We start from the raw sequence: 17869 nt of genomic DNA, 5'->3' as shown, positions 1-17869 counted from the left end.
TTGCGCGGTGTGCCGGTGACCGGCGGTGCGCCGCCCGGTCCGGAGACCGGCGGCGGACCGTGCCGCCAGCAGGGCGCACCGACCGGTCCGGCCCCCGACGCGGCGACCGCCCCGACGGGCTTCGCGGCGGCGGCCGGCCACGGGGCGTCGGACGCGCCGGCCGGTCCGGCCGGGCTGATCGCGGCGGCGTCCACCGGCGACGAACTGGCCTGGGCCGAACTGGTCCGGCGCTACACCCCGCTGGTGCTGTCGGTGATCCGCTCCTACGGGCTGAACCGTACCGACGCGGCCGACGTGAACCAGACCGTGTGGCTTCGCCTGGTGGAGCAACTCGACCGGCTGCGGGAGCCGAGGGCTCTGGCCGCCTGGTTGGCGACGACCTGCCGACGCGAGTGCTACCGGCTGGTCCGCATCGGCCGGCGCACCCAGCCCTTCGACCCGTACGACGACGCCGGGCACGCACCCGGTTCGCTGCTGGTCGACGTGGCGAGCCCGGACGAGGACCTGCTGCGCGCCGAACGGCACCAGGCGCTGCGGGAGGCGTTCGCTCAACTTCCGCCACGGTGTCAGAAACTGCTGTCGCTGCTCGCCGCCGACCCGCCGGCCAGCTACCGGCAGGTCGGCGAACGGCTCGGCATGCCGATCGGCAGCGTCGGCCCGACCCAGGGCCGATGCCTGCGCAAACTGCGGAGTTGCCCGGCCCTCGTGTCGTTCCTCGCGACGGGCCCCGACACCGAGCCGACCGGAGGTGAGCGCGATGCAGCCGTGGCTGCCGAATGCTGACGACAGCCTGCTCGCGGAGCTTGGTGCGGCACTGCGCGATCCCGGGCCGGTGCCCGAGGAGTTCCTGACCGCCGCCCTGGCGGCGTTCGCCTGGCGGACCGTCGACACCGACCTGGCGATCGCCGAACTCACCTTCGACTCGGCGTGCGATCCGGCGCCGGCCGGCCCGGTCCGGTCGGCGGGAACCGCCCGCTCCGCCCGTACCCTGGCCTTCCGCACCGGGCCGGTCAGCGTCGAACTCGAGGTCACCGGTGCCGGGATCGTCGGTCAGCTCACCCCGGCCAGCGGCGGCCTGATCACCGCTCGCACCCCGGACGGTCGCTACGACGAGAGCCCGATCGACCAGGTCGGCTTCTTCTCGCTGGGACCGCCGCCGGCCGGACCGGTCCAGCTCTGGGCGCGCACCGGCGGCCGTACGCTCGCGACCGCCTGGGTCAGTCTGCGCTGAGGCCGTACCGGCCTGCGTCGATCCGTCCGTGGTGGAGCAGGCCGTGGGTCCCGTCACGGCCTGCTCCGTACACCGGCCACCCGGCGTCTCCCCACCGATGTCGGCGGGTGGATATCAGTACGGAGGGCGATCGAGGCGGCGGGATACCTCGGCCGTGGCCGGGCATCGTCAGATGGCGAAAGCAGCGGCGAACGGGGCGTAACCGTCGGGCAGGTGATTCCCCGCCCTCGCCGGCCGCGCCGGGCGTTCAGGTCAACGCGTGGCGGGCGGTCCGGCTATATCCACTTTGGACAGCAGTGGGACGGCCGGGGTCATCGGGAGGTTGCTCGACCTCGCGGCTCGGTGGGCGGGTGGATGGCACCATTTCTTCTTACGGCGAAGAAAAAGAGTCGTCAAGTAACGAGATGGTCTCGGTGTGTGGGGTCGTGCCGTTCGAGCCGGGCGGGTGCCGATGAGTTTGAATGTTCTCCCAGCTCACGGCAGTGCTCGCGGTCCCATTGGACAGTCCACGGGGGGTGCGCGCGTTGCTGCCGCGCCGCTCGCGTCCGGCTGGTATGCCCTGCGGTCGGGGCACTTTGTTTCTTCGGGGAGGTAAGAAAGTCCCCGAGAACTATTGACGAGGAAGCGACAAGATCCTTAGCGTTACCGACCGAAGGCCTTCCGGTGGTAAGGAACCTCCCCTGCCACCGCTCCGTACCCGCTCGGTCATCCCCGCTGAGCGCGCGTCGTCGTGCCGTCGCCGCGGCGCGGCCGACCCGTAACCGTCAGTGAGACCGGATGTCGGTCTTCTGCCGGTTGCTAACCATCCAGCATGGCTGGGCGCGAAAGAAGCATCCGAGAGCCCCGGCCCGGACCCCCGACGTCCCCCCGGACGCAGCACCCTGTTCCAGATAAGAGGTATGCCCATGAGGTGGCGCACCACCGCCGTGATCGCCATGTGCGGTCTGCTCACACTGAGCCTGGCCCAGCCGGTTCAGGCGAACCCAAGCAAGGATGCCGTCGACCTGGACGTCATGTTCATCGGCGCGCACCCCGACGACGAAGCCGGCCAGCTCGGCATGTTGGGGTACTGGAACGAGTACCACGACATGAAAGCCGGTGTCATCACCACAACCCGCGGCGAGGGCGGTGGCAACGCCACCGGCCTGGAGGAGGGGCCGGAACTCGGCATCCTGCGCGAGGCCGAGGAGCGTCGCGCCGTCGGCTGGGCCGGCATCGAACACATCTACAACCTGGACGCGCTCGACTTCTACTACACCGCGAGCGCACCGCTCACCGAGCAGGTCTGGAACTACGAGAGCAGCCTGTCCCGGATCGTGCGGGTCCTGCGGATGACCCGTCCCGAGGTCATCATCACGATGAACCCCTCGGCCACCCAGGGCAACCACGGCAACCACCAGCAAGCCGCGATGCTCGCCGTGGAGGCCTTCTACGCCGCCGCCGACCCGGCGGCCTTCCCGGAGCAGATCACCGAGGAGAAGCTCAAGCCGTGGCGGGTCTCCCGGATCTTCCAGTCCGGCGGTAGCGGCTCGAGCAGCACCGGCCCCGCCTGCGAGACGACCTTCACCCCGGCCCGGTCCGACAACGTCATCTTCGGCACCTGGCAGGGCTACGAGTCGGCGCGGCACGACGGCACCCGGTGGAACCAGGTCACCACCTGGGCCCGCCGCGAGTACGTCTCCCAGGGCTGGGGCGGCAGCGCCGACCCGTCCTCGAACCCCGCCAACATCAACTGCAACCGGCTGACCCTCATCGACAGCCGTACGCCGTACCCGGACCCGAACGTCGGCGCCGGCACGGCGGCGCTGCAGGGCGCCACCCTCCGGGCCCCGGGCGGGCTGCCGCTCGGCACCGAGGTGCACGTCCAGCCCGAGCAGTGGGAGGTGCTCGCCGGCCAACCGTTCAAGGTCAAGACGGTGGTCCGCGCCGAGCAGGCGATCGCGGGCGGCAAGGTCTCCGTCGACGCGCCGGAGGGCTGGACCGTCAGCGGCAGCGGCAACATCGGCTGGATCGGCCCGCGTAAGGACATCGTCGCGACCTTCACCGTCACCCCGCCCCAGGACCTCACGGCGGGCACCCGGTTCCGGCTGAACGCCACGTTGACCAGCAAGAACGACGGTTCCGGAAGCAGCAGCGCCCTCGTGCAGGCGACGGCGCCGGTGCGCGGCACCCTCGAGCCGCTGCCCGAGATCGGCAACTTCCGGGAGTGGACCCAGCGCCACCAGGTGCAGTCGCTCGACGCGCTCATCGAGTCGATGCTGAGCATCCCCAGCGGCGGCACCCGCGACGTCCGGGTCGACCTCCACAACCACAGCCACGAGGCCCAGTCCGGCACGGTCAAGCTGCACGTACCGGCCGGATTCACGGTGGCCCAGCAGGACCTTCCCTACAGCGACCTGCAGCCCGGCGCCAAGGGGGCGGTGACGTTCTCGGTGACGAACTCCGACGCGTCGCTGCCCACCTCCAACCGGGCACCGAACAACGGCGCCTACCCGGTGCAGATCGAGACGACCCACAACGGCGGCAGCGCCACCGAGCCGGGCGTCCTCAACCTCGTGCCCGTCACCGCCATTCCGAAGGCGAGCAGCGCCCCGGTGGTCGACGGCACGGCCGGCCCGGGTGAGTACACCGGCGAGGTCATCGACATCTCGACGCGCTGGGAGGGTACGGCGGCGCCGGCGGAGGACATCTCCGGCACCGCACAACTGACCTTCACCCACGACGCCCTGTACGTGATGCTCTCCATCACCGACGACGTACTCGGCACCGTCCTGCCCGCGGAGGACTGCAAGCGTCCGCGGCGCAACGACAACGTGGAGTTCGGTATCGACCCGCGCGGCGACTCGGCCAACACCTCCACGGTGTTCAACGTCGCGCTCTTCCCGATCACCAACGACCCGGCCAACGGCAACCCGCCGTGCTTCGCCCGGGAACGGGACAACCACCAGGGCCCCGGCCCGGAGACCGCCCCGGGCATGGAGGTGGCGTCCGTCGTCACCAGCAACCCGTACGTCGGTTACCGGATCGAGGCGAAGATCCCGTTCAGCGTGCTGCCGGACGCGATCGACCCGGCCCGGATGGGCATGAACATCCTGGTCAACGACTCCGACACGCAGGACCTGACGGCGCAGACCCGGGTGGGTTGGTCGACCTGGAGCGGGGTACGCGCCGACCCGTGGCGCTGGGGCGTGGCGACGCTGGACGGACTGGCGAACCAGCCGTCGGCGCCGAAGGCCCCGATCATGCCCGACACCGCCGCGATGAGCGTCAACTCGCCGCAGACCATCCTGCAGTCGAGTTCGGACAAGGTCGCGCCGGGTGGCTGGCCGGCCCTGCCCAAGAACACGATCACGGTGCCGAAGCTGTTCGCGTCGGACGACGCGGTCACGTTGCGGCTGCGGGCGAAGGCCGCCGGTACCGCCAACGTGTACGTGTGGGACGGCAGCAAGGTCCTGGCCCAGAAGACGGTCGAGGTGACCGGCAACAACCTGGACCTGGTCCTGCCGCTGACCGCGCCGCTGCCGGACGGTTCGAAACTGCTCGTCTCCTACGAACGGGACGGCGCCACCACCGGTGTCGCCTACGTCCTGAGCTGACCGCGGAAACCTGATGGGCCGGACGATGTCCGGCCCATCAGGGCGTCCGGACCGGTCCGCGACGACGGAACCGTGACCCGTCGGTGGTGGACTTCGGCCGGATCACCGGATGCGGGGTGGCACGATCCGGGGATCAAGGCCGAGGTGGCGAGCCGTAGCGTGTTCGGCAGACAAGCCATTGAGGCGTCACGGAGGGAACGACGATGAGCGACTACTCGACCAGCATCGATGTTGACGGCGACGGCACCTGGGACGAGCACACCGTCCACGAGCAGGCCGACGGCAGCGTGGAGCTGCACGCGGACATGAACGGTGACGGCCGGGTCGACTTCATCGGCCACGACTACGACGCCGACGGCCTGGTCGACGCCAGCGAGTACGACCGCAACCACGACGGCGTCTTCGAGACCCAGATGCGCGACACCGACGGTGACGGCTGGCAGGACGAGGAGATCGCCGACCGCAACGGCGACGGCGCCGTCGACCTCGCCGGCACCGACTACAACGAGGACGGGACGCTGGAGAACGTCGTCCTCGACAACGACTTCAACGGGCTGATCGACACCTTCGTCCAGGACACCGACCTCGACGGCCGCCAGGACACCATCGGCTTCGACTTCAACGAGGACGGCAACACCGACGCGGTGGTGCAGCACCCGAACGTGACCGAGTACGTCGACCCGGTCCAGTACCCGAACGTCAACCCGCTGCTGTCGAACTGACCCGGGGCGTACCGACGGTGGTTTGTCGATGACGGTGGGTCGGCCCGGTGCCGGCCCACCGTCGTACGTTCCGAGGTTTTGCCAGCCAGACCCTGGCGTACGCCCGTCCCAGCGCTGACGATTGGGGCGGGAGGTGATCGCCTTGGTCGCCATCGCCACCGACCGGTTGACGAAGATCTTCGACGACGGCACCGTCGCCGTCGACGACGTGACCATCGACGTGCGGTCCGGGGAGTTCGTGGTCCTGCTCGGACCGACCGGGTGCGGCAAGTCGACGGTGCTCCGGCTGGTGGCCGGCCTGGAGCGGCCCACCTCGGGCGAGGTCCGGTTCGACGGCCGGGTGGTCGACGACATCGAGGCCGGCGACCGGGGCGTCGCCCTGGTACGTCAGGACCACGCCCTCTACCCGCACCTGACGGTGGCGCAGAACATCGGCTTCCCGCTGCGCTCGGGCAGCGACGCCGGTCCGGAGGTGACCGGCCGGATCGCCGAGCTGGCCGGGCAGTTAAGCATCACCGACGTGCTGCACCGGCTGCCCGGGAACCTGTCGGGCGGCCAGCGGCAGCGGGTCGCGATCGCCCGGGCGCTGGCCCGTCGCCCGGCGGCGTTCCTGCTCGACGAGCCGCTGTCCCACCTGGACGCCGGAATGCGCGCCGACCTGCGTGCCGACCTGACCGCGCTGGCCCGCCGCAACGGGACGACCACGATCTACGTGACCCACGACCAGGTCGAGGCGATGTCGATGGCGGACCGCGTCGCGGTGCTGCGCCGGGGGGTGCTGCAGCAGGTCGGCCCGCCGTCGCAGGTGTACGGCGACCCGGCGACCGTCTTCGTCGCCGCCTTCCTCGGCAGCCCGCGCCCCAACCTCTTCCAGTGCGCCGTGTACGCCGGCGACGGTCGGGTCGTCCTCGACCTGGGTACGCAGGTGATCGACTTTCCGTCCGACGATCCGCGCGGCGCGGTCCTCGCCGCCCGGCACACCGAGCGGGCGACGGTGGCCCTGCGGGCGGACGCCCTGCGCCCGGCACCGGCCGACGCCGAAGGGCCGGTGCTGCACGGCGTCGTACGGGTGGTGGAGAACCTGGGGCACGAGGCGCTGGTGCACCTGGAGACCGGTGGCGTGCCGACCTCGGCGGCCGAGTCGAGGCTGGAACTGCCGGATTCCGTACGGCCGCTGTCCGGGCTGCTGGCCGAGCCGGAGCGGCCGGCGCGGGGCGGGCGGTGGCCGGGGCTGGGGCGTCTCATCCCGCGCCAGCGCGACGGCGGGCGGCCGACGGCGCGGACCCGCTACGGGTTCTATCCCGTCTACGACCCGGAGTTGCCCGACGACGAGTCGGCCGCCGGTGACCTGGTGGTCCGGGTGCCGGTGCCGGCGACGCCCCGGACCGGTGAGCGGATGACGGTGTCGGTCGACCTGGACCGGCTGCTGCTCTTCGACCGCGCCGGCGACCGTATCCGGCTCTGACCGCCGCTGGCCGGCACCGACCCCGGCGACGAGCGGACCGCCCTGCCGGTACGGCGCACTTCAGGCAAATTTCAGGGACGTCGTCGGGCTCCGCCCTGGACATAAACAGTTAACAGTCCTAATAATTGGCCAACTGTTCGACAGCGGCCGATGCCGCGCCGGGTTGGGAGGGACTGGTGATGAGACGCTCCAGGTCGTTGTTGCTCGCCGTGGTGTCGGCGTTGGCCGTGAGTGCGGGGGCGGTGTGGGTGGCGGGGCCGGCCCTCGCCGCCGGCCCGTCCGCGACGTTCGTCAAGACGTCGGACTGGGGTTCCGGCTGGGAGGGGAAGTACACGGTCACGAACGGCGGGGCGACCGCCCTGTCGTCGTGGGCGGTGGCCTTCACCCTGCCCTCGGGTTCCTCGGTCGGTTCGTTCTGGGACGCCGACATGACCCGGTCGGGTCAGCGGTTCACGTTCCGCAACCGCTCGTGGAACGGCAGCCTGGCGCCGGGGGCGTCGGTGTCGTTCGGGTTCATCGCCACCGGTTCGGGATCACCGGCGGACTGCACGCTGAACGGCGCGGCCTGCGGCGGCGGCACCCCGCCCACCACGCCGCCACCCACGACCCCGCCACCCACGACGCCACCTCCGACCACGCCGCCGCCCACCACGCCACCTCCGACCACGCCGCCGCCGACCACCCCGCCGCCGAACTCCGGGCTGCCGAAGCGGGCGCTCATCGGCTACCTGCACAGCAGCTTCGCCAACGGCTCCGGCTACGTGCGGATGTCCGACGTACCGGCCTCCTGGGACATCATCAACCTGGCGTTCGGCGAGCCGACCTCGGTCACCTCCGGTGACATCCGGTTCCAGCTCTGCCCGGTCGCCGAGTGCCCGAACGTCGAGACCGAGGCGCAGTTCATCGCCGCGATCCGGGCCAAGCAGCAGCAGGGCAAGAAGGTGCTGATCTCGATCGGCGGCCAGAACGGGCAGGTGCAGCTCACCACCACCGCCGCCCGGGACCGGTTCGTCAGCTCGGTCGCCGCGATCATCGACCGGTACGGCCTCGACGGCCTCGACATCGACTTCGAGGGCCACTCGCTGTCGCTGAACACCGGCGACACCGACTTCAAGAACCCGACCACCCCGGTCATCGTCAACCTGATCTCCGCGGTCCGGTCGCTCAAGCAGCGGTACGGCAGCCGCTTCATCCTCACCATGGCGCCGGAGACGTTCTTCGTGCAGCTCGGCTACCAGTACTACGGATCGGGGCCGTGGGGCGGCCAGGACCCGCGGGCCGGCGCCTACCTGCCGGTGATCCACGCGCTGCGCAACGACATCACCGTCCTGCACGTGCAGGACTACAACTCCGGTCCGATCATGGGGCTGGACAACCAGTACCACACAATGGGCGGCGCGCTCTTCCACATCGCCATGACCGACATGCTGCTCGCCGGGTTCCCGGTGGCCGGCAACACCAACAACGTCTTCCCGCCGCTGCGTGAGGACCAGGTGGCGTTCGGCACCCCGTCGTCGACCTCGGCCGGCAACGGCTACACCGCCCCGGCGGCCGTCCAGCAGGCCGTCACCTGCCTGGTACGGGGCACCAACTGCGCCGGTTACACGCCGCGCAGCGGCACCAACCCCAACTTCCGGGGCCTGATGACCTGGTCGATCAACTGGGACCGCTACTACGGCTGGGAGTTCCAGAACTCGCACCGGCCATTCCTCAACGGGCTGTCGTAACACCCGTACGGGACGCAAGGGGGCGCGGATTCCGCGCCCCCTTCGCCGTCTGCCGGGTCAGGCCGGCGATGCCGATCCGGCGGCGGCGAGCCGGTCGAGCCCGGCGCGCAGCGCGCTGGCGTACTCGGGGGTGATCGCCCCCTCGTCGACCCGTAGCGCGATCTTGCTGCGCATGTGCTCGACCGGCCCGCCGACGTCGACCGGTCCCCGGGCCGCCGCGTTCCGCAGGTTGCGCAGGAGGTTCTGCAGGTCGAGCCCGGCGTCGTCGCGGATCGCGCCGGCCGCCAGCCCGGCGGTGACGATCTGGTCGAGATCGGCCACCGCCTCCGGCACGCTCGGGCCGGCGGTTCCGCCCGGCCCGGGCGTACCGCTTGGTGGTAGCCCGGTCGGCGGCGCCCCGGTCGGTGTCCCGCCGGGAGTGGGGCGGCCGGTCGGCCCCGGACCGGGCGACGGTCCACCGGTCGCCGGACCGTCGGGGGGCACGGCGTCCGGCGAGAACAGCGACGTCGGCCGGGCGGTGCCCGGTAGGCCGTCGGCCGCCGGCGGCCGGTGGTCGTCCCGGGGCCAGGTGAACGCCAGTACGACCGCCGCGAGCGCCGCGACCGACGCGGCGGCCAGCACGGCGAGCCGCAGCGGCACGGCGCGTGCGGGCGGCGCGGCCGACTCCGCGACGGGGGGTTCGGGCGTGAGCTGCGCGCGCAGCACGAGCCCCACCTGGTGGGCGGTGGGCCGGTCGCGCGGGTCGCGGGCCAGGCAGCTCAGGCAGACGTCGGCCACCGCCGGAGGCAGTCCCTCCACACCGGACAGGGTCGGTGGTTCGGCGTCCGGCCTGCTGCGGGCCAGGTCCTCCCAGGTGTTGGCCGGGAACGGCACCCGGCCGGTCAACGTCTCGTAGAGCAGGACCCCCAGCGAGTAGGTGTCGGTGGCCGGCTGGGCCGGGGTGCCGTCGAGCCGCTCCGGCGCGACGTACGCCGGCGTGCCGAACGTCTCGCCGTCGGCGTCCTCGTCGGGAGCGCCGACGTGCGTGGCGATGCCGAAGTCGAGCACCTTCGCACCGGTCCCGGTCATCATGATGTTGGCCGGGGTGACGTCGCGGTGGACGATGCCGAGCCGGTGCGCGGCGGCCAGCGCCTCGGCGACCTGGGCGCAGACCTCGACCGCCTCGGGCCACGGCAGCGGGCCCTCGGTGAGCCGGGACTCCAGTTCCTCGCCGGAGAGCAGTTCCATCACGACGAAGGCGGTGACGGTGCCGTCGGGCGCGACCGTCTCGCCGTAGTCGTGGACCGACGTGACGTGTGGGTGTACGAGTTGCGCGGCGGCCCGGGCCTCCTCACGGACCATGCCGCGGAACCGGGCGTCGGCGGCCAGTTCCTCCGCGAGCACCTTGAGCGCGACGACCCGGTCGAGCAGTTCGTCGCGGGCGCGCCAGATGACGGACATCCCGCCCGCACCGATGCGGTCGATGAGGCGGTATCGGCGGGCGAGCAGACCACCGGGGTGGAGCGAAGACATGTGGGCACCTGTCCGGGGTGGGGGGCGGTATCAGGCTGCGGGACGGAAAACACTCTGTCAACGGCTTGTAACGCATGGGTGCGAATCGTTTGAAACATGTCGCTCTCGGGCAACTCCGGGTAAGTGGCCGGCGGGGCGGGACGGACCCGAAGCCGGTCGTGCCAGGATGAGGCCATGGTCAACGGTCCGGTGGGGTTCGTGCTCGGCGGCGGCGGTGTGCTCGGCGCCGTCGAGGTGGGCATGCTGCGCGCCCTGTTCCGCGCCGGCTACCGCCCCGACATCGTGGTCGGCACCTCGATCGGCGCCGTCAACGGCGCCCTGGTCGCGGCCGACCCGACCGAGGCGGTCACCGAACGGCTCGTACGCCTGTGGGCCAGCCCCGAGGCGAGCGAGGTGTACGGCGACTCGGTCGCCCGGCAACTGCGCCGGTTCGCCGCCCGTACCCACCTGCACTCGCCCCGGCCGCTGCGCAAGCTGCTGGAGAGCGCACTCGGCGCGGAAACCACGATCGAGGAGCTGAAGGTGCCGTTCCGGTGCTGCGCGGCGAGCATCGAACGCGCCGCCGAGCACTGGTTCGACCGCGGCCGGCTGGTCGACGCCGTACTGGCCTCGGCGAGCGTGCCGGGGCTGCTGCCGCCGGCCGAGATCGACGGCGAGCACTTCGTCGACGGCGGCATCGTCAACTCCATCCCGATCGGCGCGGCCGTCGACGCCGGCGCGAAACTGATCTTCGTACTCCAGGTCGGTCGGGTCGAGCGGCCACTGACCCCGCCGCGGCGGCCCTGGGAGGTGGCGCAGGTCGCCTTCGAGATCGCCCGGCGGCACCGCTTCGCCCGCGAGATGGCCGCCCTGCCCGACGGCGTCGAGGTGCACGTCCTGCCGACCGGCGGCGGGGAGTCCCGCGACGACACCCCCTGGGCCTACCGGGACATGGCCGCCGTCGGGCGGCGGATCAGCCGCGCCTACACCGCCTCCCGCCGCTACCTGTCGACCAACGTGGCGGGCCGATGACCACGGCGACACGCACCGGGCGCCGCTGATGCGGATCCCGCCCCGCTGGCTGCGCCGGATCCTGCTCGGCCCGGCCGTCGTCCTGCTCACCTTCCTGTTCGTGACCACCCTGCCGATCTGGCTGCTGGTCGCCGCGGCCGCCTCGCCGCTGGTCCCCGGCTACCTGCGGCCGCTGCGTGTGCTGTGGATGCTGACCTTCTACCTGGTCTGGGACGCTGCCGCGCTGATCGCCCTCTTCGTCCTGTGGCTCGCGTCCGGGTTCGGCTGGAAGAAACGGTCACCGGCGTTCCAGCGGGCCCACTACGTGCTCACCGGCTGGTTCCTCACCGCACTCTTCTGGCAGGTGAAGTGGACGCTGCGGCTGGGTATCGAGGTGGTCGGCACCGACCCGGACACCGCCCTGCCCGGCCGGCCGGAGATCGTCGTGAGCCGGCACGCCGGGCCCGGCGACTCGTTCATCCTCATCCACGCGCTGGTCAACTGGTACGCCCGTGAGCCGCGCATCGTCCTCAAGGACACCCTCCAGTGGGACCCGGCGATCGACGTCATGCTCAACCGGCTGCCCAACCGGTTCGTCGCACCCGGACACCAGCCCGGCGAGACGATCGAGCAACAGATCGCGCACCTGGCGACCGGGCTCGACGACAACGACGCCTTCGTGATCTTTCCGGAGGGCGGCAACTTCACCCCCCGCCGCCGGCTGCGCGCCATCGCCCGGCTGCGGGCGTTGGGCCTGGAACGGATGGCGAAGCGGGCCGAGGGGATGCGCAACGTGCTCGCCCCCAAACCCGGCGGGCTGATCGCGGCGCTGGACGCCGCACCCGACGCCGGCGTCATCTTCGTCGCGCACACCGGCCTCGACCGGATGCTCACCGTCGCCGACGTGTGGCGCGAGCTGCCCATGGACAAGCGCATCATCATGCGGTTCTGGTCGGTGCCACCCGAAGACGTACCGACCGGCGAGGCGGAACGGATCGAGTGGCTGTACGACTGGTGGAAGCGGATCGACGAATGGATCGACGAGCACCGTCCCGAGCCCGGTGGGGCGTAGGGTCGGCGGGTGGACCAGATTCACGTCGTGACGACCGTCGTCGACGCCCGCTCGGTGGCCGAGGTGCTCTCCGCCGCGGCCGTGGCCGGCCGGCTCGCCGCCTGCGCCCAGGTGAGCGGGCCACTCGACAGCACCTACTGGTGGGACGGCCGGATGGAGAGCACCCGGGAGTGGACGGTGCGGTTCAAGACCGCGCCCGACCGGGTCGACGCGCTGGTCGAGCACATCCGCGGCGCCCACCCGTACGACGTACCGGAGATCCTGGTGGCCGCCGTCGGCAGCGCCAACCCGGCCTACACGGCCTGGGTACACGAGCACACCCGACCGGCCTGAGTAGTCGGACCCCGGCTGAGTACGCACACTCTGTGACCGCCCCGCCGGCGACGGAAATCATGCGACTGTGACCGAACCCGCGCCCGTCTACCCCTGCCCGGCCTGCGGCGGCACCGCCAACCTGGCGGTCGGCTGCCGCCGGTGCGGCCGGGCGCCCGACCCCGTCGCCGCCGAGGTGATCCGGCTCGACTACCAGATCCGCGTGCTCGCACCCCAGGTCGAACAGGCCCGCCAGCACCACCTGTCGCTGGCCGCCGCGCTGCGCGACGCCCAGCAGCGGCGCCAGGCCCTCGCCGCCCGGGTACGCGCCGCGACCCTCGCCGCCCGGCCGGCGACCCGGCCGGCACCCGTACTGCCGCCGGGCACCGTCGCGCCGCGTCCGGGGGCGCCGGTCCCGGCCGGGATAGGCACACCGGACGCCCCTACCGGGCCGGTGGGCCACGGCGCGGCCGGGGGAGCGGCGGGGTGGCCGGCCGCCCCCGGGTACGGCGTGCCGGGCGGCCCGGCCGTGCCGGCCCGGCCGGAAGCCTCCACCCGGACGGTGCAGAACATCCTGTTCATCCTCGGCGGCCTGCTCTTCGGCACCGCCGCGATCGTCTTCACCTCCGTCGCCTGGGCCACCTACGGCGTCGCCGGCCGGGCCGCGATCCTGGCCGTCGTCACCGGGCTCGCGCTCGCCGTACCGCCGCTGGCCAGGTGGCGCGGTCTCACCGCCACCGCCGAGACGTTCGCGACCATCGGCCTGCTCCTGGTCCTGCTCGACGGGTACGCCGCCTGGTACGTCGACCTCTTCGGCCTCGCCGGATCGGCGGGTACCCGGTACACCGGGCTGGTCTGCGCGGTCACCGCCCTGGTCGCCGCCGGCTACGCCGCGCTGACCCGGCTGTGGGCGCCACGCTACGTCGCACTGCTGGTCGCCCAGCCGGTCCTGCAGCTGCTGGCGTACGACCACCGGCCGGACCCACTCGGGTGGGCACTGGTCTACGCGGCGGTCGCCGCCGGCAACCTGCTCGTCCTCCGGCTGGCCCGGCACGCCGCCGTGCCCATATCCGTCGTGCCCGTAGCCGTCGTGCCCGGAGCTGTCACGCCCGGAGCCGTGACGCGGGGTGCCGTATTGCCGGGCGCCGTCGTGCCCGGCGCCGGTCCGGTGCCGGCCAATGCCGCGCCGGGCGGCGGCCGACGGGTCGCGTTCCGGGTCGTCGGCTGGGTCGGGTACGCCGTCATGCTGGCCGCCGCGACGATCAGCTCCCTGATCGCGCTGGTCGTCGCCGACGTGGCCGGACCGGTCGCCGTCGTCGGGCTGCCGCTCGTGGCCACGGCCCTGCTGCTGGTCGCCGCCGGTGCCGTGGCCGGCAGCGCGGTCCTTCGTGGACTGGCCGGCACCGTCCTGGTGGTCGTGCTCGCGGTCGCGGCCCTGCGCCCGGTCGCCGAGGTACGCCCGTCGCTGCTGCTGGTGGCCGCCGCCGTGGTCGCGCTCGGGCTGGCCGCCGTCGTCACGGTGACCGCCCGGCCGCTGCCCGCCGCCGTGCGTACCGGCCACCGGGTCGGCGCGCTGCTCGTCACCGGGGTCACCGCGCTGGTCACCGTGATCGCGACCGCTGTCGTCGCGGTGGCCACGATGGCCACCGCGCTGCCGGGCGACGACACCAGGGTCCCGTTCGACTGGCAGGTGCCGGTGGCGGTGCTGGTGGTGACCGGCGCGCTCGGGGTGCTGCTGCCGCGGGCCGGCCGCGACGCCACCGCCGCCGTCGGCGCGGGCCTGGCGGTGCTCGCCCTGCCGGCCGCCGTGCCGATGGCCGGCTGGCCGGTCGCGGCGGTGGACCTCGCCGCGATGGCGGCGCTGCTGTTCGCCGCGCTGTGGCACCGGGCCGTCGTCGGGGGCGTGGTCCGGGCCGGCACCGGCGCCGTCCTGACGCTCCACGCGGTCGGGGTCGGTCTCGCCCGGCCGTCCACGGCGACCGGCACGCTGGCCGTCGTACTGCTGCTCGGGCTCGCGGTGGCCGCCGTCGCCGACCGGCTGGCCGCCGGACCCGGCGGCGGCCGGCCCGCCGGACCGGGCGCCGCGGACGGTGCCGACGCCGCCGGCCCGCACCCCGGCGCCGTGGCCGGGCCGGCCGGCGGCGCGAACGTCACCGGCCTGCCCGGGCGCCCCGCCCACCGGCGGCCGATCGGCGGGCTCGCCTTCGCCGCCGCACTGGTCACCTGGCCGGCGCTGGTCGTCGCCGGGCTGGCCGCCGCCACGATCGCCGGCTGGTGGCAGGCGAGGGCCGCGCTGCTCGCCGTCGCGCTGCTGCTGCCGGTGCCGGTCCTGGTCCGGCGGCTGCGGCCGGCACTGCTGCCGTACGCCACCGCGGCGGTCGCGGTCGCCGTGGTCGCCACCGCCACGGCGGCCGGCGGCGGGCCGTACGACGAGCCACCGGCGGTGTACGCCGCCGTCGGCATCCTGCTGCTCGTCACCACCGCGCTGCTGGTCGCCTGGACGCCGGGGCGGATCCTCGCCGCCGCGGCGACCCTGCCACTGCTGGCGATCGCCGTTGTCACCGTCGTGCCGGCGGTCGTCGGGGTGCTGCTGGCGCCGTACGCGTGGCTCGGAGCGATCTGGTCGGGTTGGCCGAGCGGCGGAGTGCCGACCCCGTCGCGGCGGTGGTTGGTCGAGTCCGGGCTCGACTCCGCCGCGCCCGCCCTGGCGCTCGGCGTGCTCACGGTCGCGATCTGGCTCGCCGCCCATCTGCTCCGCCCGGCCACCGCCGGACCGGCCGCGGGTGGGCCGGCCATCGCCGGACCGGCCACCGCCGGCCCGGGCATCGGCAAGCCGGCCGCTGTCGAGCCGGCCACCGCCGGCCGGGGGATCGGGTGGTGGCAGGTGCGGGTCCGGCTTGCCACCACCGCGGCGCTGCCGGTCGGGGTGGCCGCCGTCCTGGTCGCGCTGACCGTCGCCGGCACACCGTGGCCGGTCGTACCGGCGGTGTCGCTGGCCGCCGGGCTGGCGTACCTGCTCACCGCCGCCCTGGTGCCGGTGCGGACCGGGGCGGTCCTGGTCGCCGTACCGGTGGGGGTCGCCCTGACCGGGGCCGGCCTGGCCGGTGCGTTGCCGACCGAGGCCTCGACGATCGCCGCCCTCGGCCTGGTCGTCGCCGGCGCCGCCACGGTCGGCGTCGCCGGCCGGGGCCGGGGCGGCCGGATCGCCGGCTGGCTGGTGGCGGTCGTGGCCGGGTTGACGCTGGCGGCGACCGTGGCGCTCGCGGCCGACCTGCCGCTGCGGCTGGTCGCGCTGGCGGTCCTCGGCGGCGCGGCGGTGGCGCTGGCCACCGGCACCGTGCTGCGGATCCGGCGGCCCGCCGAGTCGGTGGCCGTCGAGGCGCTCGCCCACGCCGGGGCCCTGGTCGCGCTGCTGCTCAGTCTCGGCGGGATCCGGTACGTCGCCGCGGTGTTCACGCTGTGGGGCGTCGCCGTCGGGGTCCGGGCGCTGTGGGCCGGACCGGTGCCGGGCGCGGCGTTCCTGCACCGCCGCCGGGTGCTGGTCTGGGCGGCTCTCGGCAGTGAGCTGGTCGCCTGGTGGCTGCTGCTGGTCGCCGACCGGGTGGCGGTCCTGGAGGCGTACAGTCTGCCGGCGGCGGCCCTCGCCCTCGTCGCCGGCTGGCTGGCCGCCCGGTCCGGGCTGGGGAGCTGGTCCGCGTACGGTCCGGGGCTGGCTGCCGGCCTGCTGCCGAGCCTGGCCTCGGTGCTGGTCGGTGACGACCAGCCGATGCGCCGGCTGCTGCTGGGCACCGGCGCGGTGCTGGTCGTCCTCGCCGGTGGTGCGGCCCGCCGGCAGGCGCCGGTGGTGCTCGGCGGGGCCACCGTCGTCCTGCTGGCCCTGCACGAGCTGGTCGCCGTCTGGGACCTGCTGCCCCGGTGGATCTTCCTCGCGATCGGCGGTCTCGCGTTGATCGCCCTGGCCGTGACGTACGAGCGCCGGCGGCGTGACCTGGCCCGGCTGCGCGCCGCCGTCGGCCGGATGACCTGACCCGGTAGGAGGGGACGTATGGGGGGGTGGGGTTAGCCCTACCCCCCATACGGGGGTGGCCAGGATTACCGAAAAGCCGGACTAAAAGGATGCTGGACGGCAGCGCGCGGCTCGACCACGGAGCGGCGACTGAGTGAACAGGGAGATCCATGACTGTCGGCGCGGTGGCGGAACGCACGCTGCAACGGGGAAGTGACTTCGCGCGGCTTTCCCGCCGGATCAACGAGGCCGGGCTGATGCGTCGCCGGCCGGGCTGGTACGCCGCGAAGATCGCGCTGACCGTGGGGCTCTTCCTGGGCGGCTGGGCCGCCTTCTTCCTCGTCGGTGACAGCTGGCTGCAACTGCTCGTCGCGGTGTTCCTCGCCTTCGCCACCACGCAGGTCGCCTTCCTCGGCCACGACGCCGGGCACCGGCAGATGTTCCGCAAGCGCCGGATCAGCGAGATCTCCGGTCTGATCGCCGGCAACCTCGCGGTCGGGCTCAGCTACGGCTGGTGGATCGACAAGCACAACCGGCACCACGCCAACCCCAACCACGAGGAGCACGACCCGGACGTCGAGGCCGGCGTGCTGGTGTGGACCCAGGAGCAGGCGGCGCAGACCAGCGGGTTCGGCCGGTGGATCGTCGAGCGGCAGGCGTACCTCTTCTTCCCGCTGCTCACCCTCGAAGGGCTGGCCCTGCACGTGGCGAGCGTGAAGGCGCTGCTGGGCAGCACCCCGATCCGGCACCGGCGCACCGAGCTGCTGCTGCTGGCCGTGCACACCGTCGGCTACTTCGCCGCGGTCTTCGCCGTGCTGTCGCCGCTCAAGGCGATCGCGTTCATCGTCATCCACCAGGGCCTCTTCGGGGTCTACATGGGCTGCTCGTTCGCCCCGAACCACAAGGGCATGCTGATGCCGACCGACGAGGACGACCTCGACTTCCTGCGCAAGCAGGTGCTCACCTCCCGCAACGTACGCGGCGGCGTCTTCGTCGACTTCGCGCTCGGCGGCCTGAACTACCAGATCGAGCACCACCTCTTCCCGAGCATGCCGAGGTCGAACCTGCGCCGGGCGCAGCCGATCGTCGCCGCCTACTGCGCCGAGAACGGCATCCCGTACGAGGAGACCAGCCTGGTCGACTCCTACCGGCAGGGGCTGGCGCACCTGCACGAGGCCGGTGCGCTCCTGCGGGCCGAGCGCCGCTGACGCCGTACGCGAAAATGGGCGACGCCGA

At 73.0% G+C, this 17869-nt stretch carries 12 protein-coding genes; 11 read left to right on the top strand and 1 reads right to left on the bottom strand.

Annotation, left to right across the window (positions count from 1 at the left end):
• The first annotated feature begins 15 nt into the window (after window positions 1-15).
• From QCD66_RS31230 to QCD66_RS31205, 6 genes are all read left to right on the top strand, one after another.
• On the top strand, window positions 16-783 hold the full coding sequence (locus tag QCD66_RS31230; protein ID WP_375736249.1) for an RNA polymerase sigma factor: 768 nt from the start codon (window positions 16-18) through the stop codon (window positions 781-783).
• Entirely contained in the window at window positions 758-1231 is a 474-nt protein-coding gene (locus tag QCD66_RS31225) for a hypothetical protein (protein WP_357533164.1), read from the top strand. Before QCD66_RS31230 ends, QCD66_RS31225 begins: the two co-directional genes overlap by 26 nt.
• A 905-nt stretch (window positions 1232-2136) precedes the next feature.
• Entirely contained in the window at window positions 2137-4827 is a 2691-nt protein-coding gene (locus QCD66_RS31220) for a sugar-binding protein (RefSeq protein ID WP_375736250.1), read from the top strand.
• Window positions 4828-5030: 203 nt separating this feature from the next.
• Entirely contained in the window at window positions 5031-5549 is a 519-nt protein-coding gene (locus QCD66_RS31215) for a hypothetical protein (protein ID WP_357533161.1), read from the top strand.
• A gap of 142 nt (window positions 5550-5691) precedes the next feature.
• Entirely contained in the window at window positions 5692-7014 is a 1323-nt protein-coding gene (locus QCD66_RS31210) for an ABC transporter ATP-binding protein (protein ID WP_407566898.1), read from the top strand.
• A gap of 197 nt (window positions 7015-7211) precedes the next feature.
• A complete protein-coding gene (locus QCD66_RS31205; protein WP_375736253.1) occupies window positions 7212-8741 on the top strand; it encodes a chitinase in 1530 nt (509 codons plus the stop codon).
• A 57-nt stretch (window positions 8742-8798) separates the two neighbouring features.
• On the opposite strand, the gene QCD66_RS31200 is transcribed toward QCD66_RS31205, so the two are convergent.
• Complete coding sequence (locus QCD66_RS31200) at window positions 8799-10253, bottom strand: serine/threonine-protein kinase (RefSeq protein ID WP_364218265.1); 1455 nt, start codon at window positions 10251-10253, stop codon at window positions 8799-8801.
• Between the two features lie 174 nt (window positions 10254-10427).
• On the opposite strand from QCD66_RS31200, the gene QCD66_RS31195 reads away from it, so the two are divergent.
• The 5 genes from QCD66_RS31195 to QCD66_RS31175 all read left to right on the top strand — a co-directional run bounded on the left by QCD66_RS31195 (window position 10428) and on the right by QCD66_RS31175 (window position 17841).
• The gene (locus tag QCD66_RS31195; RefSeq protein WP_375736252.1) at window positions 10428-11264 is read left to right on the top strand and encodes a patatin-like phospholipase family protein; all 837 of its coding nucleotides are present in this window, start codon (window positions 10428-10430) and stop codon (window positions 11262-11264) included.
• Between the two features lie 28 nt (window positions 11265-11292).
• Window positions 11293-12315 carry a 1-acyl-sn-glycerol-3-phosphate acyltransferase gene (locus tag QCD66_RS31190; RefSeq protein ID WP_364218269.1) on the top strand — a complete coding sequence of 341 codons (1023 nt, stop codon included), beginning with the start codon at window positions 11293-11295 and terminating at the stop codon, window positions 12313-12315.
• A 9-nt stretch (window positions 12316-12324) separates the two neighbouring features.
• Window positions 12325-12648, top strand: a complete 324-nt coding sequence (gene cutA / locus QCD66_RS31185; protein ID WP_357533152.1) for a divalent-cation tolerance protein CutA — start codon at window positions 12325-12327, stop codon at window positions 12646-12648.
• A gap of 67 nt (window positions 12649-12715) precedes the next feature.
• Complete coding sequence (locus tag QCD66_RS31180; RefSeq protein WP_407566897.1) at window positions 12716-16654, top strand: SCO7613 C-terminal domain-containing membrane protein; 3939 nt, start codon at window positions 12716-12718, stop codon at window positions 16652-16654.
• 149 nt (window positions 16655-16803) lie between these two features.
• Window positions 16804-17841: an acyl-CoA desaturase gene (locus tag QCD66_RS31175; protein ID WP_364218273.1), complete on the top strand. Its 1038-nt coding sequence runs from the start codon at window positions 16804-16806 to the stop codon at window positions 17839-17841.
• Window positions 17842-17869 lie beyond the last annotated feature (28 nt).

The organism is Polymorphospora sp. A560, from assembly GCF_045781765.1.
Lineage (GTDB): Bacteria > Actinomycetota > Actinomycetes > Mycobacteriales > Micromonosporaceae > Polymorphospora > Polymorphospora lycopeni.
This window is presented reverse-complemented; position numbering and strand designations above follow the sequence as displayed.